This is a genomic window from Sodalis sp. RH22, assembly GCF_047324165.1.
Classification (GTDB): Bacteria; Pseudomonadota; Gammaproteobacteria; order Enterobacterales; family Enterobacteriaceae; genus Acerihabitans.
In genome coordinates this window covers 1,395,120-1,415,191 of record NZ_CP178731.1, presented here as the reverse complement: position 1 = coordinate 1,415,191, position 20,072 = coordinate 1,395,120, and the positions used below count along the sequence as shown (strand labels likewise).

General features: G+C 56.7%; 17 protein-coding genes, 1 tRNA gene and 4 other RNA genes. 7 read left to right on the top strand and 15 right to left on the bottom strand.

Annotation, left to right across the window (positions count from 1 at the left end; genetic code table 11):
• The first annotated feature begins 91 nt into the window (after window positions 1–91).
• A complete protein-coding gene (locus ACL2XN_RS06405; protein WP_413730493.1) occupies window positions 92–1,483 on the top strand; it encodes a diguanylate cyclase in 1,392 nt (463 codons plus the stop codon).
• 104 nt (window positions 1,484–1,587) lie between these two features.
• Here the strand turns inward: ACL2XN_RS06405 and ACL2XN_RS06400 are convergent, their stop codons facing one another.
• Both ACL2XN_RS06400 and ACL2XN_RS06395 read right to left on the bottom strand, forming a co-directional pair.
• Window positions 1,588–2,862, bottom strand: a complete 1,275-nt coding sequence (locus ACL2XN_RS06400) for a YeaH/YhbH family protein (protein ID WP_410015269.1) — start codon at window positions 2,860–2,862, stop codon at window positions 1,588–1,590.
• Window positions 2,863–2,987: 125 nt separating this feature from the next.
• Window positions 2,988–4,922, bottom strand: coding sequence for a PrkA family serine protein kinase (locus ACL2XN_RS06395; RefSeq protein WP_410015268.1), 1,935 nt, complete (start codon window positions 4,920–4,922; stop codon window positions 2,988–2,990).
• A 435-nt stretch (window positions 4,923–5,357) separates the two neighbouring features.
• Between ACL2XN_RS06395 and ACL2XN_RS06390 the strand changes: the two genes are divergently transcribed.
• Both ACL2XN_RS06390 and ACL2XN_RS06385 read left to right on the top strand, forming a co-directional pair.
• A complete protein-coding gene (locus tag ACL2XN_RS06390; RefSeq protein ID WP_410015267.1) occupies window positions 5,358–6,107 on the top strand; it encodes a MipA/OmpV family protein in 750 nt (249 codons plus the stop codon).
• An 89-nt stretch (window positions 6,108–6,196) separates the two neighbouring features.
• Window positions 6,197–7,051, top strand: coding sequence for an aldo/keto reductase (locus tag ACL2XN_RS06385; RefSeq protein ID WP_413730491.1), 855 nt, complete (start codon window positions 6,197–6,199; stop codon window positions 7,049–7,051).
• A 114-nt stretch (window positions 7,052–7,165) separates the two neighbouring features.
• Here the strand turns inward: ACL2XN_RS06385 and ACL2XN_RS06380 are convergent, their stop codons facing one another.
• Both ACL2XN_RS06380 and gapA read right to left on the bottom strand, forming a co-directional pair.
• Window positions 7,166–8,038: a D-hexose-6-phosphate mutarotase gene (locus ACL2XN_RS06380; protein WP_410015265.1), complete on the bottom strand. Its 873-nt coding sequence runs from the start codon at window positions 8,036–8,038 to the stop codon at window positions 7,166–7,168.
• 87 nt (window positions 8,039–8,125) lie between these two features.
• The gene (gene gapA, locus ACL2XN_RS06375; RefSeq protein WP_410015264.1) at window positions 8,126–9,121 is read right to left on the bottom strand and encodes a glyceraldehyde-3-phosphate dehydrogenase; all 996 of its coding nucleotides are present in this window, start codon (window positions 9,119–9,121) and stop codon (window positions 8,126–8,128) included.
• A 350-nt stretch (window positions 9,122–9,471) separates the two neighbouring features.
• Between gapA and msrB the strand changes: the two genes are divergently transcribed.
• Together msrB and ACL2XN_RS06365 are read left to right on the top strand one after the other, a co-directional pair.
• The gene (gene msrB, locus ACL2XN_RS06370) at window positions 9,472–9,885 is read left to right on the top strand and encodes a peptide-methionine (R)-S-oxide reductase MsrB (protein WP_410015263.1); all 414 of its coding nucleotides are present in this window, start codon (window positions 9,472–9,474) and stop codon (window positions 9,883–9,885) included.
• 88 nt (window positions 9,886–9,973) lie between these two features.
• Window positions 9,974–10,246, top strand: a complete 273-nt coding sequence (locus tag ACL2XN_RS06365) for a YeaC family protein (RefSeq protein ID WP_410015262.1) — start codon at window positions 9,974–9,976, stop codon at window positions 10,244–10,246.
• 74 nt (window positions 10,247–10,320) lie between these two features.
• Here ACL2XN_RS06365 and pncA read toward each other — a convergent pair whose 3' ends face one another.
• From pncA to sppA, 3 genes are all read right to left on the bottom strand, one after another.
• On the bottom strand, window positions 10,321–10,956 hold the full coding sequence (gene pncA / locus ACL2XN_RS06360; protein WP_410015261.1) for a bifunctional nicotinamidase/pyrazinamidase: 636 nt from the start codon (window positions 10,954–10,956) through the stop codon (window positions 10,321–10,323).
• A gap of 13 nt (window positions 10,957–10,969) precedes the next feature.
• The gene (gene ansA / locus ACL2XN_RS06355) at window positions 10,970–11,986 is read right to left on the bottom strand and encodes an asparaginase (RefSeq protein ID WP_410015260.1); all 1,017 of its coding nucleotides are present in this window, start codon (window positions 11,984–11,986) and stop codon (window positions 10,970–10,972) included.
• Window positions 11,987–12,083: 97 nt separating this feature from the next.
• Entirely contained in the window at window positions 12,084–13,934 is a 1,851-nt protein-coding gene (gene sppA, locus ACL2XN_RS06350; RefSeq protein ID WP_413730490.1) for a signal peptide peptidase SppA, read from the bottom strand.
• 252 nt (window positions 13,935–14,186) lie between these two features.
• On the opposite strand from sppA, the gene ACL2XN_RS06345 reads away from it, so the two are divergent.
• Together ACL2XN_RS06345 and ACL2XN_RS06340 are read left to right on the top strand one after the other, a co-directional pair.
• Window positions 14,187–14,738, top strand: a complete 552-nt coding sequence (locus tag ACL2XN_RS06345) for an NAD(P)H nitroreductase (protein WP_410015259.1) — start codon at window positions 14,187–14,189, stop codon at window positions 14,736–14,738.
• 143 nt (window positions 14,739–14,881) lie between these two features.
• Window positions 14,882–16,834 (top strand): DNA topoisomerase III, encoded by a 1,953-nt coding sequence (locus ACL2XN_RS06340; protein ID WP_413730488.1) that lies wholly within the window; start codon window positions 14,882–14,884, stop codon window positions 16,832–16,834.
• 77 nt (window positions 16,835–16,911) lie between these two features.
• Here ACL2XN_RS06340 and ACL2XN_RS06335 read toward each other — a convergent pair whose 3' ends face one another.
• From ACL2XN_RS06335 to purU, 8 genes are all read right to left on the bottom strand, one after another.
• Window positions 16,912–17,316 (bottom strand): pyrimidine (deoxy)nucleoside triphosphate diphosphatase, encoded by a 405-nt coding sequence (locus tag ACL2XN_RS06335; RefSeq protein ID WP_413730950.1) that lies wholly within the window; start codon window positions 17,314–17,316, stop codon window positions 16,912–16,914.
• Entirely contained in the window at window positions 17,316–18,122 is an 807-nt protein-coding gene (gene xthA / locus ACL2XN_RS06330; protein WP_410015257.1) for an exodeoxyribonuclease III, read from the bottom strand. The genes ACL2XN_RS06335 and xthA overlap by 1 nt, the downstream gene beginning before the upstream one ends.
• Window positions 18,123–18,270: 148 nt before the next feature.
• Window positions 18,271–18,400, bottom strand: a non-coding RNA gene (locus tag ACL2XN_RS06325) — RtT sRNA.
• A gap of 41 nt (window positions 18,401–18,441) precedes the next feature.
• Window positions 18,442–18,571: non-coding RNA, RtT sRNA (locus tag ACL2XN_RS06320), on the bottom strand.
• A 41-nt stretch (window positions 18,572–18,612) separates the two neighbouring features.
• A non-coding RNA gene (locus ACL2XN_RS06315) (RtT sRNA) lies at window positions 18,613–18,742 on the bottom strand.
• Between the two features lie 41 nt (window positions 18,743–18,783).
• Window positions 18,784–18,913, bottom strand: a non-coding RNA gene (locus tag ACL2XN_RS06310) — RtT sRNA.
• Between the two features lie 41 nt (window positions 18,914–18,954).
• Window positions 18,955–19,039, bottom strand: a tRNA-Tyr gene (locus ACL2XN_RS06305).
• Window positions 19,040–19,174: 135 nt separating this feature from the next.
• Complete coding sequence (gene purU, locus ACL2XN_RS06300; protein WP_410015256.1) at window positions 19,175–20,023, bottom strand: formyltetrahydrofolate deformylase; 849 nt, start codon at window positions 20,021–20,023, stop codon at window positions 19,175–19,177.
• Window positions 20,024–20,072: the final 49 nt, after the last annotated feature.

Here is a 20,072-nt window from a genome sequence, read left to right as displayed (position 1 = left end):
ATGGAGCGCCCATGCTATGGCGCATGCCTGGGTTTTTCATTCATGTTACTATAAATTACCGCTGATAATGAATTACTGAATAAAAATTCCGATGAAATTTGACGGGCAATATTACGACATGCTGATCGTGAAGGAATGGCAGGATTTGATTGCCATCACCAGCGAGGCCGCACATAAGCTATTGATTTCATTGAACAATGAAGATATTGATTTATTGGTGGACGATTTTTACGATTATATGCTGGGGGATGATAGCGCCCGGCTATTTCTTTCCAGCCAGCAGGTCAAGGATCGTCTGCATGCCACGCTGGTTCAATGGCTAAAGGCGGTATTGAGCAGTTCCGCCGCCGATCTGCCGGCATTGATCAGCGTCCAGCGTAAGGTCGGCGACGTGCATGCCCGCATCGGCATCCCCATTGATCTGGTGGCGCGCGGCGCCCGACGTGCCAAAAGATCCCTTTATATCCTTCTGCGGCGCGATATTACCGATTTGGCCTTATGTTACGACGCCATGCGCTTTTCATCCCTGGCTATGGATATGGCTATCGAAGTCATGACCACGGCGTATTCCCGGTCCCATGAAAATACCACCAAGGACAAGGAGAATTTCCGCTTATTCTCCATTCTCGACAACGTCCATGTCGAACGGGAGCGCCAGCTTGCGGCGTTGCTGAACTGGGAAAACCAGTTTATCTACAACATCGCCACCGGTCTTCCCCTGGCGGAGATCGTGCCGCTGGCAGACGCGGAATTCGGGCTGTGGTTTCAGCACAAAGGACGGCACGTGTTTGAATCCGTTGACGAAGTCGCCGCCATCGAGGGATTGTTGGCCGGCGCCGACGCGTTTATTGCCTCCTACAGCGCCGATCGGGTGGCGGTAGCGGAACTGCGCCACACCCTGCTTCGCACCGTGCGTAACCAGGTAAAGCAGATCAGCACGCTGCTGGCGACGCTGTTCGACGAGCTGGCGAAATTTGAAAATGGCAAAGATCCCCTGACCAATCTGCTGAACCGGCGCTTTATTCCCACCATACTGCGCCGGGAAATCGCCCTGGCGATGCGCTCCGGCACGCCGTTTGTCATCGCCATACTGGATGTCGACTATTTCAAAAGCATTAACGACAGCTTTGGTCATGATGCCGGGGATGCGGCGCTGAAAAAAATTGCCGTGACCCTCTATGAGAGCGTACGCAGCAGCGATTATGTTTTTCGTTACGGCGGGGAGGAATTTATGCTGCTGTTTGTGGAAACGTCCGAAAGCCAGGCGGTTTCCATACTGAACACTATTCGCAACCGCATCGCGGAGCGGCCGGTCCAGCCGGCGGACGGTGGCAATATCACCCTGACGGTGAGCGTCGGCCTGTGCATATTCGACGGCCATCCCGATTATGAGCGCTTAATTAAAAAAGCCGACAACGCGTTATATCTGGCGAAACAAAACGGCCGGGATCGCATCGAAATCTACCGCGAAGGGCATCACTGAGGCGGGAGCTACACCTGGCAACGGGCGTTGTGGCAACGGGGCGGGGCAAAACCTAAATCAGCCAGAATAAAACCGCAGTCTGGCTGATTTACCTACAGTTGCGTTTATCTTTCGTTAACCTGTTTATGGAACAATTCCCTGAATACCGGATAGATATCTTCCTGATCGCGGATATGCTGCATGGCAAAATTGTCATATTTGGCCTGCAGATCTTCATATTCCCGCCACAGGGTTTGATGCGCCCGGCGGGTGATCTCGATATAGCTATAATACCGCACCATCGGCAATAGCTTGCCGGCCAGCAGTTCGTGGCACAGCGGCGAATCGTCCGCCCAGTTATCGCCGTCGGAGGCCTGCGCGGCGTAGATATTCCACTGCGCGGGGTCATAACGTTCCTTCACCACCTCTTCCATCAGCTTCAGCGCGCTGGAGACAATGGTGCCGCCGGTTTCCTGGGAGTAGAAAAACTCATGCTCATCCACTTCCTTGGCCTGGGTGTGATGACGGATGTAGACCACGTCGACGTTTTTATAGGTCCGGCTGAGAAACAGATACAGCAGGATATAAAACCGCTTCGCCATATCCTTGGTGGCCTGATCCATCGAACCCGACACATCCATCAGACAGAACATGACCGCCTGGCTTGACGGTTCGGCGCGCCTTTCGAAATTTTTATAACGCAAATCAAAAGTATCGATAAACGGTACCCGGGCGATTTTCTGCCGCAGCTCCGCTATCTCCTTATGGATCCGCTCCTCCTCCAGCAATTGGGCCGGCTCGCTGTTGGCGAGCATGGCCAGCTCCTCCTCGAGCTCCCGGATGCTGCGGCGTTTGCCGGCGGTCATGGCGGTGCGCCGCACTAAGGAGTTTTGCAGCGAACGCACCACGCTGATATTGGCCGGCACGCCGGTGGACGTATAGCCGGAACGGTGCGTCTTGTACTCATTCAGCTGCTTATGCTGGTTTTTTTGCAGATTGGGCAGCGCCAGGTCCTCAAACAGCAGGTCGAGGTATTCGTCTTTCGAGATTTGAAAGACGAATTCATCCTCGCCTTCGCCGTCCTGGCTGGCATTGCCCTGGCCGCTGCCGCCGCCCCCGCCCGCGGGCGGACGCTCAATGCGGTCGTTCTGGATAAAGTGATCGTTGCCGGGATGCACCCGATGGCGCATGCCCCCACGTCCCTGATGGAAAATAGGCTCATTGATATCAGTATTGGGAATCGACACCGATTCCCCGCTTTCTATATCGGTAACCGAACGCTTGTTGATGGCCCCGGCAATCGACTGTTTGATTTGCGACTTATAGCGGCGTAAAAAGCGCTGGCGGTTCACCATGCTTTTGTTCTTGCCGTTAAGTCGTCGGTCAATAAAGTAGGCCATATATTTCCTCCGGGCGACACTGTCCACCAGCTTTACTTATGCCGAAATCCTCGACAATAAGCCACTACGGCCAGCCACGCCGCAGCACAAATGCGGCGGCGTGACGACAATGTCGGCTACTGCGATCAAGACGATTTCCTCACCCGCAGATACCATTCACATAACAGGCGCACCTGTTTGCGGGTATAACCCTTTTCCATCATGCGATCCACAAAGTCGTCATGTTTTTTCTGCTCATCGGTAGATGTTTTCGCATTAAATGAAATAACAGGCAACAACTCTTCGGTGTTGGAGAACATTTTTTTCTCAATAACGGTGCGCAATTTTTCATAACTGGTCCAGTTAGGATTACGTCCGTTATTGTTGGCGCGGGCCCGCAGCACGAAGTTGACGATTTCGTTACGGAAATCTTTCGGGTTGCTGATGCCCGCCGGTTTTTCAATTTTTTCCAATTCCGCATTCAGTGCTTCCCGATCGAATAACTGTCCGGTATCAGGATCGCGGTATTCCTGGTCCTGGATCCAGAAATCGGCATAGGACACGTACCGGTCAAATATATTTTGACCATATTCGGAATAGGATTCGAGATAAGCGGTTTGAATCTCCTTACCGATAAACTCGGCATATTTAGGAATCAAATAACCCTTGAGATGTTCGAGATATTTTTCGGCAATATCCTGCGGAAACTGCTCGCGTTCAATTTGCTGTTCCAGGATATAAAATAAGTGTACCGGGTTAGCCGCTACCTCGCCGTGATCAAAGTTGAATACCCGCGACAAGATTTTAAAGGCGAAGCGGGTGGATAAGCCGTTCATGCCTTCGTCGACCCCCGCGTAATCACGGTATTCCTGATAGGATTTTGCCTTCGGGTCGGTATCTTTCAGGCTCTCGCCGTCATAGATGCGCATTTTGGAGTAGATACTGGAGTTTTCCGGTTCTTTCAGCCGTGAAAGGATGGAGAAACGGGCCAGCGTTTCCAGCGTGCCCGGCGCGCAGGGCGACTCCGACAGCTCACTATTGACCAACAGTTTTTCGTAGATCTTGATTTCCTGCGAAACCCGCAGGCAATAAGGCACTTTGACGATGTAGACACGGTCAAGGAACGCCTCGTTGTTTTTATTGTTGCGGAACTGCACCCATTCCGATTCGTTGGAGTGGGCGAGAATGATGCCGTTGAACGGCAGCGCGGCGATACCTTCGGTACCGTTATAGTTCCCTTCCTGGGTGGCGGTCAGCAGGGGATGCAGCACCTTGATCGGCGCCTTGAACATTTCGACGAATTCCATGATGCCCTGGTTGGAGCGGCAAAGGGCGCCGGAATAGCCATAGGCGTCGGGATCGTTTTGGGCGTGGTCCTCCAGTTTGCGGATATCGACTTTACCTACCAGGGCGGAGATGTCCTGGTTGTTCTCATCGCCCGGCTCGGTCTTGGCGATGGCTATCTGCTCTAGAATGGACGGCCAGACCTTGACCACTTTAAAACGGGTGATATCACCGCCGAACTCGTGCAGGCGTTTGGCCGCCCACGGCGACATGATGGTGCCGAGATAGCGGCGCGGCACGCTATACTCTTTTTCGAGGATGTTGGCGTCTTCCTGCGGGTTGAACAGGCATAACGGATGATCGTTGACCGGGCTGCGCTCGCCGTTGGCGCTCAGGATGTAGATGGGCACCCGCTGCATCAGCGCCTTGAGACGCTCGGCCAGGGAAGATTTACCGCCGCCAACCGGTCCGAGCAGGTACAGGATCTGTTTCTTTTCTTCCAGTCCCTGGGCCGCGTGCCTGAGATATGACACGATTTGCTCAATAGCCTCTTCCATGCCGTAAAATTCTTCAAAGGCGGGGTAGCGTGCTATAACGCGGTTGGAAAACAGTCGGGAAAGCGGTGGCTCCTGGGCGGTGTCGACCATGACCGGCTCACCGATGGCCATTAACAGTCTTTCCGCCGCGTTGGCGAATGCGCTGCGATCCTGGCGGCAGATGGTAAGGAATTCCTGCAGTGTGAACTCTTCGTCCTTGGCAGCTTCGTAGCGCTGACGATACTGGTCAAATATGTTCATAGCGATGCCCGTCCTTCGTTATTAGCACAGGTTAAAAAGGAGCTAGGATAAGTATTTAGTGCTCCTGAAAAAATCGATCTCTCCTAAGTACAGCAACCACTATGCCAACTTTGTTTGCACTTTATTGTTACCGCTCTCAGGAAAAACCTTTCTCTATAATAAAGTTTAGTTGGCATCTGGCAAATGTCATTTATGTGTTACCGCTTTTTTTAAGATATATCAATGACTCAGTTAACGTTTTTTTACCAAAGCCCTGTGTGGCGCGGCCTGTAGGGCTGTGGACCGATTTTGGCATAGTGTATATAAAATTAGGATATAATTTAGACGTTAATTGTTCTTTTCTGTAAATAATCGGCAAACGGCGTTGGTTTACTTTACACTTCACGTTTATATTGCGGTTTGTTCGTTTTTTTAACACTACGGGAAGCATCCATTGTGAAAACTCACCCATTATCCTTACTGAGTCTCGCGGTAGCCCTGGGCCTGTGCGCCCCGGTGGCAATGGCCGGCACCTGGTCCGTGGGCGCATCCGCGCTGCACGCCACCAGCCCTTATAAAGGCGCCGACGACAGAACAATCCCGTTTCCCATCATTAACTATGACGGGGACAGCGTCTACCTGCAAGGCCTGAGCGCCGGCTATTATCTGTGGAAGGATGCGCAGAACCAGCTGTCGCTGACGGCCGAATATTCGCCGTTCGGCTTCAAGCCCAGCGACAATGATTACGGCTATATGAAGCAGTTGGATAAGCGGCGCGGAACCGCCATGGCGGGGCTGCGCTATAAGTATACGGCGCAATGGGGCATAGTTCGCGCATCCTATCTGGGCGATATCCTGGATAACAGCGATGGATTTACCGCCGATCTCGCTTATCTTTATCCTTTTACATTCGACCGGTTGACCCTGTTGCCCGGCATCGGCGCCAACTGGGCCAGCGATAACCAGAACGATTACTATTATGGCGTCAGCCGGCATGAATCCAGGCGCAGCGGCTTAGCGGAATACCAGGCCGACGACGGATGGTCGCCGTACCTAGAGCTGACGGCGGTTTACGCGTTGAACGAAAACTGGAATGCCTCGCTGATGGCGCGCTATACCCGGTTGAGCGATGAAGTGAAAGATAGTCCGATGGTGAATGCCAGCGCGACGACGCTTATCGGGGTAGGGATGACCTACCGCTTTTAAATGGTGCGCACCATGCTTCATTGGGGTGCATTTATGCGCGGGCGCACCAATCAGGTGCGCCCGCGGTGTTTTATACAACAGGAGGAACTATGGCCAGTAAACAGGTGATTTTTCCCGATGGGCATACCCTGCCCGCGATAGGTCAGGGCACCTGGTATATGGGCGAACGGTCCAGCGATATCCAGGCTGAGACGCGCGCGTTGCAGTATGGACTCGACCTGGGGCTGAGCCTGATTGATACCGCCGAAATGTACGCCGACGGCGGCGCGGAGCGCGTGGTGGGCCGGGCGATACAGGGCCGGCGCGAAGAGGTGTTCCTGGTGTCGAAGGTCTATCCGCAGAATGCCGGTGGCGCCAAGGCGCAGGCGGCATGCGAAAACAGCCTGCGCCGTCTGCAAACCGATTATCTTGATCTGTATTTATTGCACTGGCGCGGCGGCATTCCGTTGTCCGATACCATCGCCGCCATGGAGACGCTGCGCCAGGCGGGAAAGATCAAACGTTGGGGCGTGTCGAACCTGGACGTGGCGGATATGGAGGAACTGTGGTCGCTGCCGGGCGGCGATGCCTGTATGACGGATCAGGTGTTGTACCATCTGGCCTCGCGCGGTATTGAGTACGATCTGCTGCCGTGGTGCCAGGAACGGGGAATGCCGGTGATGGCATACTGTCCGCTGGCGCAGGCCGGCAAGCTGCGTAACGGGTTGATGGACAATCAGGCGGTACAGCGTATCGCCGGCGAACTGGCGCTTACGCCGGCCCAGGTGTTACTGGCATGGGTGATACGGCGTCCGGGGGTGATTGCTATTCCCAAGGCGGGAAGCCGGGCGCATGTGAAGGAGAATGCCAGGGCGCTGGAGGTGGTATTGAGCGCGGCGCACCTTGATGAATTGGATCGCGCGTTTCCCGCGCCCCAGCGCAAAACCCATCTGGATATCGTCTGATCTTAGCGACGACCCGAGAGGACCGGCCCGGCCCCACCGGCACGCTTTCCCGGTAACAGGTTCGCTGCAGTTTAGCGTGGGCGGCCCTGGCCGCCATGGGGCCGTAAGCCGCGGTCAGGCTTTACGTAGGCTGATAACCGTCGCCAGGCGCGCGGGGGCGGCCGGCGTGGCTACCAGCGGTTTATTGACGCGTGCGGTTTCCACGCAAACATAGGTTTTATAGCCCTCGTCCGTGATATCGCTGATTTTTTTCGCCAATTCCGCGCCGGGATTCCAGGCTACCACGTCGCTGTAGTGGTGATGATGGATTTCGATGACGCGTTTATTGCCCCGGTCGTTAATCAGGCTGATGTCCTGCGGGTGGGTATATACCCGATCCACTTCGCCGCTGAACGTGACGTCGCCCTGCTGTTGCGCGGTAACGCCGCCGTTCACCTTGTCGATATAGCTGTTGCCCAGTCCGCTTACGCTGACGTCGTTAATATCCTTGATATTAAAATAGCTGTGCAGGGCGGCGGTGTTCTGGAAATCGCCTTTGGCTTCCAGTTCGATGCTGCAGGTGCGGCCCAGGACAAATGTCGCGGTCAGGGTAAAGGGTTTCGGCCAGTATTGCTCGGTAACGGCGCTGTCGTGCAGGCTGAGGGACAGGGTGACCTGCTGATCGTTTTCCTGATGGACGTCGAGATGCCAGGGCAGGATACGCGCAAAACCATGGTTGGGACTGGCTACCTTGCCGAACCAGGGCCAGCAGACGGGCACGCCGCCGCGAATGGCCACGCCATCCTTGAATTCGCTGCTGTCGCTTAACCACAGCACCGGTTCTTCGCCTGCGGGCTGCCAGGCCACCAAATGGGCGCCCTGCAGGGTAACCGCCGCCTTGACGCGCGGATGATCGATGACGATAACCGGCAGTTCATCCATCTGACGCAAGCTGATGGAGGATGAGAGCTGCTCTTTGACGGGTAACGCAAAAACAGAGTTATGCATACATGAGCCTTGTGAAGTTAAGCATTGGAATCAAATAAAAAGGGCGACATTGCTGTCGCCCCATAAGCCGTTCTTTATCGACAATGATTACTTGGCGATATGGGAAATCAGATCCAGTACTTTATTGGAATAACCCGTTTCGTTATCGTACCAGGCTACCAATTTTACAAAATTCTTGTTCAGCGCGATGCCGGCTTTGGCGTCAAATACCGACGTCAGTTTTTCGCCGTTGAAATCGGTGGAAACCACGTCTTCATCGGTGTAGCCCATAACGCCTTTCAGTTCGCCTTCGGACGCTGCTTTCATCGCTGCGCAGATTTCTTCATACGTTGCGCTTTTTTCAATGCGCGCGGTTAAATCGACAACGGAAACGTTCGGGGTCGGAACACGGAAGGACATGCCGGTCAGTTTACCGTTCAGCTCGGGGATAACTTTACCCACGGCCTTGGCGGCGCCGGTTGAGGACGGAATGATGTTCTGGGACGCGCCGCGGCCGCCGCGCCAGTCTTTATGGGACGGGCCGTCGACGGTTTTCTGCGTTGCGGTGGTGGCGTGTACGGTGGTCATCAGCGCTTCAACGATACCGAATTTATCGTTAAGGACTTTGGCCAGCGGCGCCAGGCAGTTGGTGGTACAGGAAGCGTTGGACACGATATCCTGGCCATCATAGGATTTATGGTTCACGCCCATGACGAACATCGGGGTATTGTCCTTGGAAGGGCCCGTCAGGACCACTTTCTTGGCGCCGGCGGTGATGTGCTTGCGGGCGGTTTCGTCGGTCAGGAAGATGCCGGTGGCTTCTGCAACCACGTCAACGCCAACGTCACCCCATTTCAGGTTAGCCGGATCTCTCTCAGCGGTAACACGGATGGTTTTGCCGTTTACAACCAGATGGCCGTCTTTCACTTCCACGGTACCGTCGAAACGACCATGAGTTGAATCATACTTCAGCATGTAAGCCATATAGTCGGCGTCTAACAGGTCATTGATGGCGACGATTTCGACATCGTCACGTTCCTGCGCAGCACGGAAAACAATACGGCCGATACGGCCAAAACCGTTGATACCTACTTTGATAGTCATATATTCCACCAGCTAATTATTAGTGAATAAAAGGTTACTTGTAAACTTACAAAAACCTCGCGCAGCGTCAAGCGGAATCGTGTCAATTATTGCTGCAAATCAAACGTAATCACACCATTTGAACGTAAATTGTCCGTTCCGCCGCCCGCACAGCTACGAATAAGATGGGGGCCGTAGCCCGCCATTTAAACTGCACCTGGCAGCTAAATGTGATATGCATCACACTTACCGCTCACGTCGTTTCTCGCCCTCTAGTTTAAGCTAAAAATCATCCCGGTGTTGTTAATTATTTGTTATAATAAGCCGGTTCAAAACCCTTATCATTCATTCACCGCCTGAGAATCGCACGTATGGCTAAAAATGATCCCGATCGCATCGTCCCCGACCATCTGACCGATATGCAGCGCCACGTCACGCAGGAGCGGGGCACCGAGCCGCCTTATAGCGGTAAGTTGCTGGAAAATAAGCGCACCGGCCAGTACCACTGCCTGTGCTGCAACGCGCCGCTGTTTTTTTCTGCAACCAAATATGACTCCGGCTGCGGCTGGCCGAGTTTTTACGAGCCGGTTAACGAGTCCGCCATCCGTTATCTGGACGACAACTCCCATGGTATGCATCGCGTGGAGATCCGCTGCGGCAATTGCGATGCCCATCTTGGGCACGTATTCCCGGACGGGCCGCAGCCCGGCGGCGCCCGTTTTTGCGTTAACTCCGCTTCGCTGCGTTTTAAGGACCAGGAAAATGGCGAAGAAATCGACGGCTGATTCGCACGTAACACACCCGCGCGTATCGCTGCCGGCGGAGGCAAGCTTTATCGATTCAGCTAATTATTCTTATGATAAGGAATAAATCGTGGACGTTGATGCGCTACTGGCTAACCTGACGCCTGACATCTACCAGCGCCTGAAAACGGCGGTGGAACTGGGCAAATGGCCCGACGGCGTTCCCCTGACCGCCGAACAAAAGGATAACTGCCTGCAAATGGTGATGCTGTGGCAGGCGCGTCATAATCATCAGCCGGAGCATATGAGCATCGGCACCGACGGGCAAATCGTGATGAAAAGCAAGCGCGAGCTGCTTGAGGAGCTGACCGGGCGACCGGTGGCGCGTATCAAGCCCGAATAGCGCGGCCATCCCGGCAGGCGCGGCCGCGTCACCATGCCGGGAAACGCCTATCCTTCGCCGGCGCCGCTTCGCGCTCAGACGCCGCGCATCATCTCATCCAGGGTCACCAGCCTGGCGCCGTGGCGGCGCATTTCCTCCAGCGCCCTTTGGCTGTCGCCGGCGTCCAGGTTGACGCCGCGGCATCCTTCGGTGAGCACGTCGGTGCGATAGCCCAGCGACAGCGCGTCAAGCACGGTGAACTTTACGCAATAGTCGGTCGCCAGCCCCATCACCGTCAGATGGGTGATATCCAGCGCGCGCAGCCAGTCATCCAGCTCGGTCTGCTGGCGATGGCCGTTATCAAAAAACGCGCTGTAGCTGTCTATCTCGGGCTGGCGGCCCTTGAGGATCTTCTTATCAATCCATTGCTGATGCAACTGCGGGTGCAACTGCGCCCCGGGGGTATCCTGTACGCAGTGCACCGGCCACCATACCTGGCTGAGACCGTCCAGCATGCCGGTATCGCCCACCCGGGCGCCGGCGTTGACCGCAAAACTGCCGTGCTGGCGTGGATGCCAGTCCAGCGAGGCCGCCACCGGGAAACCCGACCGGCGGCAAAAGGCCATCGCCTGGTTGGCGACGCTTATCACCGCGTCTCCCTCGGCGACCGCCAGCGCGCCGCCCGGGCAAAAATCATTTTGTAAATCGATCAACAGTAAGGCGCTGTTCATAGATCTCTCCCGTTCACTCTTTAACGGTTAACTCCCCGCGCAGGTTTTGCTGCATCAGACGGCAAATATCGGCGGCCGGCAGCGACTGGCTCAATAAAAAGTGCAGTTTGGTCAGGGTGGCCTCGACGGTCATATCAAATCCGCTGATAACGCCGGCCCGCGCCAGGGCGTTGCCGGTAGCGTAGCCGCCCATATCGACCCGGCCGGAAAAACATTGGGTCAGGTTGACCACGATGCTTCCGCGCGCCACCGCCTGGCGCAATTCATCCAGCAGCGCCGGGTGCTGCGGGGCGTTGCCCACGCCGTAGGAGCGCAGGATCAGCGCTTTCACCGGCTGGCGTAAAAAATTGCCCACCACATCGGCGGAAATGCCGGGATAAAGCGTGACCACCCCGACCGGCTGCGGCGTGATCGGATGACTGATAAGCACGCCGTCGCCCCCGGGCGGCAGCGGGGAGGCCATGCGGCGTATATGGATGCCCGCTTCCAGCAGCGGCGGCAAATTGGGTGAGGCAAACGCGTCGAAACCGTCGGCGTGGGCTTTGGTGGCGCGGTTGCCGCGAAACATCTTATTGTTAAAAAACAGGCTGACTTCATTTACGGGATAGTTGGCCGCCAGGTACAGCGCGTTGAGCAGATTGGTCTGGCCGTCGGATCGCAGTTCCTCCAGCGGGATCTGCGATCCGGTGACGATCACCGGCTTATTCAGGTTTTCCAGCATAAACGACAGCGCGGAGGCGGTGAACGCCATGGTGTCCGTGCCGTGTAAAATAACAAACCCATCATAGCGATGATAATTTTCCGCGACATCCTGGGCGATATGTTGCCAATCGTCGGGCGTCATATCGGAGGAGTCGATCAGCGGCGTGTATTCATGCACGGTGAAATCGGGCATTTCCGGGCGATAGAATTCCGGCATCAGGGCCAGCTGACGCTGCAGATGCCCCGAGACCGGGATATAACCGTTTTCGGAACGTTGCATACCAATGGTGCCGCCGGTATACGCAACATAAATGGATTTTTTTGACATGAAGGGACAGGCGTTGACGGGATAATACGCTAATTATACGTCCTGCAGGCAATAACACCAGCCCCGGACGGGGCTGGTATCGGTTGGGGCGGCCAGGTTATTGGACGTCACCGCAGGTAAGGCAATAGGCGTAACGGTTCTGGGGGTCGTTCAATTTCGGAAACGCGTTGGCCTGGGTGGAAAACAGGGCGGAAACCTGCGCGGCCGGCACCGGCAGGAACGCCTGGATCATGACGGGCAGATGCGCATAAACCGCGGCGCTGGTTTGCGACATGACCATATCAAGCAGGCTCGGCTCATCCAGATACCAGTTCAGGTAGTATTGCTGTAATTTCGCCAGTTCGGCCGCTTTCGCCACCGCGTCGTCAAAATCCCCCAACTGATCGACCAGGCCGTTGGTCTTGGCATCGCTGCCGACCCAGACATGACCCTGGGCAATCTTATCGACCTCCTCGGGAGATTTGTTCCGCGCCTTGCCCACAAGCGTAATAAAGTTCTTGTAGCCGTTCTCGATGTTGAGCTGCATCATCTGCGAAAATTCCGGCGGCAGCGCCTTGGTCATCGACAGATCGGCCAATGGCGAGGTGGCGACGCCATCGGTATGGACGCCTATGCTGCCCAGCGAATCCTCGAAGGTGTTGATAACGCCGAAAATACCGATCGAGCCGGTGAGGGTGCTGGGACTGGCGATGATGTAGTTGGCCGGGGTGGAAATCCAGTAACCGCCGGATGCGGCCATGCCGCCCATGGAAACCACCACCGGTTTACCCGCGGTGCGCGCCGCCTCGAGCTCGGAACGGATCATCTCGGAGGCGCTGACGCTGCCGCCGGGACTGTTAACCCGCAAGACGATGGCCTTGACATCGGGATCCAGCCTGGCGTCGCGGATCTGGCCGGCGGTCGTGTCGCCGCCGACCGACCCCGGGGTTTCTGGGCCGTCGATAATGGCGCCGTTGGCGAAAATTACCGCAATCTGGCCGCCTTTTTGCGGTTGCCGCGGCGTCTGGTAATCATAAATACTGACGGCGTTAAACGCGTTTTTTTGCTTGTTCCAGCCAAAGGCCTTAGTCATTTCCGCTTCGATGGCCACACGGGAGGCCACGGTATCGACCCACTTATTCGCCAGCGCGAACTGCGCCGTATCGCCGTCGACGGACCGCAGGCCGGCCACCATCGCCTGGGCGCCGGGGAACAGCTGATCAGACGTGATCTGGCGGTTTGCGGCCACGGTATCTACATAGTGCTGCCATAACTGGCCGAGCCAGCGGCTGTCGGCGTCACGGGCGGCGGGGGACATATCATCGCGCAGGAACGGCTCCACGGCGGATTTATAGGTGCCGACCCGGAAAATATGGGTATTGACCTTCAATTTATCCAGCAGTGATTTGTAATACAGATTATTGGTGGCCAGGCCATGAAGATCCACCGCGCCCTGGGGCGTAAGGTAGATTTTATTGGCGAAGCTGGCCAGGTAGTACTGCGCCTGGTTGTAGCTGTCGCCGGCGGCATAGATCGGCTTGCCGGAGTCGCGGAATTCGCGCAGCGCCTTACCGATATACTGCAGCGAGGCCTGGTCCGCGCCGGCGAAATCCTTCAGCGAAAGCACCAGGCCGGTAATGTTGCCATCGGATTTTGCCTGGCGCAGCATATCCACCACGTCAAACAATGAGTTTTCCTGCAAACGGTTACTGGATGCGCCCAGTAATTCACGGCCGATTTGCCGTAATTTATTATTGACCGACGGCTTTTCGACCACCACCCCGGTAAGATCCACCAGTAGGGCGCCTTTGCCCGGCTCCGGCGCCGACCGGTGCAATTGCAGGTAAATACCTACGCAGACGACAATAATGAAAATAAGAAACAGGTTCAGGATAAATTCGCGGATGAAATTTAACAAACGCCAGCACCATCTGAAGGGGCCGGATATTATTCGCCACAATGTGCGCATGTGTGCTCCATAAAAACTACGTGTGCAGGAATCATAATCTAAAATCAACTCAGCAACGTTTAACCATCAACGTTACGATGGCTGAATAGTCGTCACAATGCCGATGAGAGTGTGTTGTCAGGTATCCTAAAGATCCCCCCGCTAAAAGTCAGCATTAAAGATAAGAAAAAATCCGCTTAAAAAGCGTCATACTGTTTCCAACCAAGGGCATATGTTACCGTAGCGGTCGTGCCCACCATCAGGAGTAAGGTAATGGATGCATTAGAACTTTTGTTAAACCGGCGTTCGGCGTCACGACTTGCCGAGCCGGCGCCCGCCGGCGACGTCCTGGATAATATTATCCGCGCCGGCATGCGCGCCCCGGATCATGGCGCGCTGCAGCCGTGGCGCTTTGTCATCATCGACGGGGAAGGGCGTACGCGTTTTAGCGAACTGCTGCACCAGTCGGCACTTGAGGCCGGGCTGGACGAAAAGGGCGTTGAAAAAGCCCGGCAGGCGCCGTTCAGGGCGCCGATGATTATCGCCGTACTGGCCTGGTGCGATACCCAGACCAAAGTTCCACGATGGGAGCAGGTCATTTCGGCGGGATGCGCAGTGCAGGCGATGCAGATGGCCGCCCTGGCGCAAGGCTTCAACGGCATCTGGCGCACCGGCCTGTGGGCGACGGCGCCGGCCGTGAAACAAGCGTTCGGCTGCCGTGAACAGGATGAGATCGTCGGCTTTTTGTATTTGGGTACCCCGCAGTTGAAAGCCTCCACCACTATCCTGGCGCCGGATACGGAGCCGTTCGTGCGTCACTTCTAGCCGTTCCCGGCGGGCCGGCGTTGCGCGATGTGCCCGCGCCGCGCGCCGGCGGCGCGTGGCGCAGCCTGGCCAACAGTGGTATCCTGATGCCCGTAGATCCGGCCCTGGCGGCCTGTGTGTAAGAGTAAAATAGAGGGTGCGCGATGCAGCTTTTTATTGCTGAAAAACCCAGCCTGGCCCGGGCGATTGCCGATGTCCTGCCGCAGCCCCACCGCCGGGGAGACGGCTATATAGCCTGCGGACCGGACCATGTGGTGACCTGGTGTATCGGTCATCTGCTTGAGCAGGCGCAGCCCGACGCGTATGACAGCCGCTATGCCCGCTGGTCGCTGGCCGATTTACCTATCGTGCCGCAAAAATGGCGGCTGCAGCCGCGGCCATCGGTGCAAAAACAGCTAAATGTGGTGAAAAAGCTGCTGGCCGACGCCGCGGAAGTGATCCACGCCGGCGATCCGGACCGCGAGGGCCAACTGCTGGTGGATGAGGTGCTGGATTATCTGGCGCTGAGCGGGGATAAACGTCGCAATGCCAAACGCTGTCTGGTCAACGATCTCAATCCGCAGGCGGTCAGCAAGGCTATTTCCCGTCTGCGCGAAAACCGCGAATTTATTCCGCTGTGCGTTTCCGCGCTGGCGCGTGCGCGCGCCGATTGGCTTTACGGCATCAATATGACCCGCGCTTATACCCTCCTGGGCCGCAACGCCGGCTATCAAGGCGTATTATCCGTGGGTCGCGTGCAGACGCCGGTGCTGGGGCTGGTGGTCAAGCGTGATGAGGAAATCGAGAACTTTGTGCCGAAAACCTTTTTTGAGGTTAAGGCGCATATTGTGACACCGTCACAAGAACGCTTTGTCGCCCTGTGGGTGCCCAGCGAGGCCTGCGAATCCTATCAGGACGAGGAAGGACGCCTGCTGCATCGCGCCCTGGCCGATCATGTGGTTACCCGTATCGCCGGCCAGCCGGCGCGCGTAACCCTGTATCAGGATAAGCGGGAAGCCGAGGCGCCGCCGCTGCCGTTCTCGTTGTCAACCCTGCAAATCGAGGCGGCCAGGCGCTATGGACTTAGCGCCCAGCAGGTGTTGGATGTCTGCCAGCGCCTGTACGAGACCCATAAGCTGATTACCTATCCCCGTTCGGACTGCCGTTACCTGCCGGAAGAACATTTTGCCGGGCGCCAGGCGGTGCTTAACGCCATCCAGGCCCACCAGCCGGACCTCATGACGCAGGCAACACTGGATAAAGACCAGAAAAACCGCGCCTGGGATGATAAAAAGGTGGACGCGCATCATGCCATCATTCCCACCGCCCGCGGTGGCAAAACGACGCTCACCGAGAACGAGCATAAGGTGTATGCGCTGGTGGCCCGGCAATATTTGATGCAGTTTTGCGCCGATGCGATGTTTCGCCGCTGCGTGATCAATCTGGATATTGCCGGCGGCAAGTTTGTCGCCAAAGCGCGCTTTCTGGCGGAAGCAGGATGGCGCACGCTGCTGGGCGGCAAGGAGCGCGACGAGGAAAATGACGGCACGCCGCTGCCGGTGGTGGCGAAAGGGGATGAACTGCTGTGCGAGTCGGGGGAAGTGGTGTCCCGCGAGACCCAGCCGCCGAGGCCGTTCAACGATGCGACGCTGTTGTCCGCCATGACCGGTATCGCGCGGTTTGTGCAGGATAAGGAATTGAAAAAAATCCTGCGGGCCACCGACGGGCTGGGCACCGAGGCCACCCGCGCCGGCATTATCGAGCTGCTGTTTACCCGCGGGTTTTTAGTGAAAAAAGGGCGAAATATCCTCTCGACCCCCACGGGACGCGGCCTGATCCATGCCCTGCCGCCCAGCGCCGCCAGCCCGGATATGACCGCGCATTGGGAGGCGACCCTGACCAAAATCAGCGAAAAACAGTGCCGCTATGAGGATTTTATGCAGCCCCTGACCGCTACCCTGCAAAGTCTTATCCAGCAGGCGCGACAGCAGCCGGCGCCGCCGTCACTGCGCGGCCTGCCGCCTGCCGCTGCTAAGGGAAATACCGGCGCGACAGGCAAAAAAACCTTCCGGCGCGCGCCCCGCGGTACGCCAAAACCCCAGGCGGGCGCCGCCTGAGGCATTTTGTGACGCCGTCACATTTTTTCTGCCGGCATGGCCATAAAAATACCTGTGCCCGGCGTTGGCCGCGCGCCTTATTGCCTGCGTATACGTATAAAAGCCTGTAACAGCGGCCCATCCGCGGGCGCCAGCGCATAGGTGGCGGCAACCGCCGGTGGAAGCCAGGCAATTTCACTGTGACAGTGTAACGATATCCTGCCGCTAAAAGCCGTCACGTGCCAGGCGTGCAGCTGGATATGGCGGTCGGGCAGCGTAAGGCGTTCGCTGCCGATATACGCGCCGATTTGGGCGTCGATAGACAACTCCTCTTGTAACTCGCGCCGCAGCGCCTGCTGCTGGCTTTCCCCCGCCTCCTGTTTGCCGCCGGGAAATTCCCACAGGCCCGGCTGATCGCGTCGGGCATCCCGCCGCGCCACCAAAATGCGGCCGTCGCGCTCGATAATGGCCGCCACCACCTCAATGACCGGGGACGGCGCAATCACAGCGTGAAATCCGCCCAGACCGGCGCATGATCGGACGGTTTTTCCATGGCGCGGATAGCATAGTCGATGCCGGTGGCCGTGCAGGTCTGCGCCAGCAACGGCGACGCCAGCAGCAGGTCGATGCGCAGTCCGCGATTTTCATCAAAGCCGCGCGAGCGGTAATCGAACCAGGAGAACCGGTCGGCGCTGTCGGGAAATTGCTGGCGGAAGGTATCAACCAGGCCCCAGGTCTGCAGACGTCCCAGCCATTCCCGCTCTTCGGGCAAAAATGAGCATTTGCCGGTGCGCAGCCAGCGTTTACGGCTTTCCTCGCCGATGCCGATATCCAGGTCGGTGGGACTGATATTCAGATCGCCCATGATCAGCAACAGGGATTGCGCATTGTGGTGTTGTTCAACGTAGTGTTGCAGATCCTGGTAGAAACGCTGCTTGGCGGGAAACTTAACCGGATGATCGCGGCTTTCCCCTTGGGGGAAGTAGCCGTTGACCAGCGTCAGGATGCCTTTCGGGGTAGCGAAATCGGCCATGATAATGCGGCGCTGGGCGTCGGCCTCGTCCGTCGCGAACCCGCGGCGCAGCGCCAGCGGCTGTTCGCGGCACAGCAGCGCCACGCCGTAGTGGCCTTTTTGGCCATGGTAATAGACGTGGTAGCCGTGGCGGGAGACCTCTTCCAGCGGGAACATATCGTCATGCACTTTGGTTTCCTGCAAGCCGATAACGTCGGGCTGATGCTGCTCGATAATGGCCTCGAGCTGATGGGGCCTGGCCCGTAGCCCGTTGATGTTAAAGGAGACAAACTTCATTTTGTGCGCCATCAAGGAAGTGATACGTGATGGTAGCAGAAAAAAAAACGGTTATAAACGATGGCGAACCTGGCGAAGGTTTCATCCTCCCCCCAACGGGAAGTCGGTAATCCTGGGTGCTTTGGGAAATAACGAGGCGTATACAAGATGGTGGTGGGGGAAGGAATATTCGTCGCTGCGCTCCTCACCCTGCGGGCCGATGCTGGCGCATCGTTGTCTCGCTGCGCTCGGCTCGAACCTTGGTCGAAGGTTCTCATCCTCCCCCCAACGGGAAGTCTGTAATCCTGGGTGCTGTGGGAAATAATGAGGCGTATGCAGATGGTGGTGGGGGAAGGATGATTCGTCGCTGCGCTCCTCACCCTGCGGGCCGATGCTGGCGCATCGTTGTCTCGCTGCGCTCGGCTCGAACCTTGGTCGAAGGTTCTCATCCTCCCCCCAACGGGAAGTCTGTAATCCTGGGTGCTGTGGGAATGTATGCGGCGTATGCAGATGGTGGTGGGAGAAGGAATATTCGTCGCTGCGCTCCTCACCCTGCGGGCCGATGCTGGCGCATCGTTGTCTCGCTGCGCTCGGCTCGAACCTTGGCCGAAGGTTCTCATCCTTCCCCAACGGGAAGTCGGTAATCCTGGGTGCTGTGGGAAATAATGAGGCGTATACAAGATGGTGGTGGGGGAAGGAATATTCGTCGCTGCGCTCCTCACCCTGCGGGCCGATGCTGGCGCATCGTTGTCTCGCTGCGCTCGGCTCGAACCTTGGTCGAAGGTTCTCATCCTCCCCCCAACGGGAAGTCTGTAATCCTGGGTGCTGTGGGAATGTATGCAGCGTATGCAGATGGTGGTGGGGGAAGGATTCGAACCTTCGAAGTCAGTGACGGCAGATTTACAGTCTGCTCCCTTTGGCCGCTCGGGAACCCCACCTGGCTCAGAAATGAATATCTGGTCAAGCGGGGCGCATCATATCAAATAAGACGGCACTGTAAAGAACAAACTTGCGTTAAATGATTCACTTGCCGTTTTTTTCGGCACAAGGCGGCAAAACCGCCCTGGAACCCCTCACAAGATAATGGTGCGGTTACCGTAAACAAAGACCCGCTGCGCCAACACCCGGTACAATGCCCGGCTCAGGACGTTTTTCTCGACGTCGCGGCCGGCGCGCATCATATCCTCCGCGGTATAGGTATGATCGACGTTAATCACGTCCTGGCTGATAATAGGCCCCTCGTCCAGATTATCGTTCACGTAATGTGCGGTGGCGCCAATGATCTTTACGCCGCGCTCGTAAGCCTGGTGATAAGGCCGCGCGCCGATAAAGGCGGGCAGGAACGAATGGTGGATATTGATAAGCTGGTTGGGATAGCGGCGCACAAACGTAGGCGTCAGCACGCGCATATACTTGGCCAGGACCACATAATCAGGGTGGTAGCCATCGATCTGCTCCGCCATGCGCGCATCGTGCTCTTCGCGGGTAAACCCTTCGTGGCTGACCAGATGAAAGGGAATTTCAAACCGCTCCACCAGCGTGCGCAGCGTCTCGTGATTACCGATCACCGCGGCGATGTCCACATCCAGCCCGCCGTAGGTGCTTTTCATCAGCAAATCGCCCAGGCAGTGCGCCTCCTTGGTCACCAGGACCACGATGCGGCGCCGCCCGGCCTGGTTCAGCTCGCGCACCGTGCCGGCCGGTAAAACCCGATCTAGGTCGGCCAGCAGCCGCGCGTCGTCAAATACGCCTTCCAGCTCGGTGCGCATAAAAAAACGCCCGCTGCGATGATCAACGTATTCGTTATTTTGCACGATGTTTAAATGATGGCTGAAACAAATACTGGTGATTTGCGCGATCAGGCCTTTTTCATCCGGGCAAATGGTGCGTAAAATTTTTCTTTGTATAGTTTGCGACTGCATTAACTTGCTGATCCTGTCGAAGCCGATGATATGTCATGAAAAGCATACC

Bases quoted from the DNA above. Each gene is read 5' to 3' on its own strand.
- ACL2XN_RS06400 (WP_410015269.1), bottom strand. From the start codon at position 2,862: ATGGCCTACTTTATTGACCGACGACTTAACGGCAAGAACAAAAGCATG.
- ACL2XN_RS06385 (WP_413730491.1), top strand. From the start codon at position 6,197: ATGGCCAGTAAACAGGTGATTTTTCCCGATGGGCATACCCTGCCCGCG.
- msrB (WP_410015263.1), top strand. From the start codon at position 9,472: ATGGCTAAAAATGATCCCGATCGCATCGTCCCCGACCATCTGACCGAT.
- gapA (WP_410015264.1), bottom strand. From the start codon at position 9,121: ATGACTATCAAAGTAGGTATCAACGGTTTTGGCCGTATCGGCCGTATT.
- sppA (WP_413730490.1), bottom strand. From the start codon at position 13,934: ATGCGCACATTGTGGCGAATAATATCCGGCCCCTTCAGATGGTGCTGG.
- ACL2XN_RS06340 (WP_413730488.1), top strand. From the start codon at position 14,882: ATGCAGCTTTTTATTGCTGAAAAACCCAGCCTGGCCCGGGCGATTGCC.
- ansA (WP_410015260.1), bottom strand. From the start codon at position 11,986: ATGTCAAAAAAATCCATTTATGTTGCGTATACCGGCGGCACCATTGGT.
- xthA (WP_410015257.1), bottom strand. From the start codon at position 18,122: ATGAAGTTTGTCTCCTTTAACATCAACGGGCTACGGGCCAGGCCCCAT.
- pncA (WP_410015261.1), bottom strand. From the start codon at position 10,956: ATGAACAGCGCCTTACTGTTGATCGATTTACAAAATGATTTTTGCCCG.
- ACL2XN_RS06345 (WP_410015259.1), top strand. From the start codon at position 14,187: ATGGATGCATTAGAACTTTTGTTAAACCGGCGTTCGGCGTCACGACTT.
- ACL2XN_RS06395 (WP_410015268.1), bottom strand. From the start codon at position 4,922: ATGAACATATTTGACCAGTATCGTCAGCGCTACGAAGCTGCCAAGGAC.
- ACL2XN_RS06405 (WP_413730493.1), top strand. From the start codon at position 92: ATGAAATTTGACGGGCAATATTACGACATGCTGATCGTGAAGGAATGG.
- purU (WP_410015256.1), bottom strand. From the start codon at position 20,023: ATGCAGTCGCAAACTATACAAAGAAAAATTTTACGCACCATTTGCCCG.
- ACL2XN_RS06380 (WP_410015265.1), bottom strand. From the start codon at position 8,038: ATGCATAACTCTGTTTTTGCGTTACCCGTCAAAGAGCAGCTCTCATCC.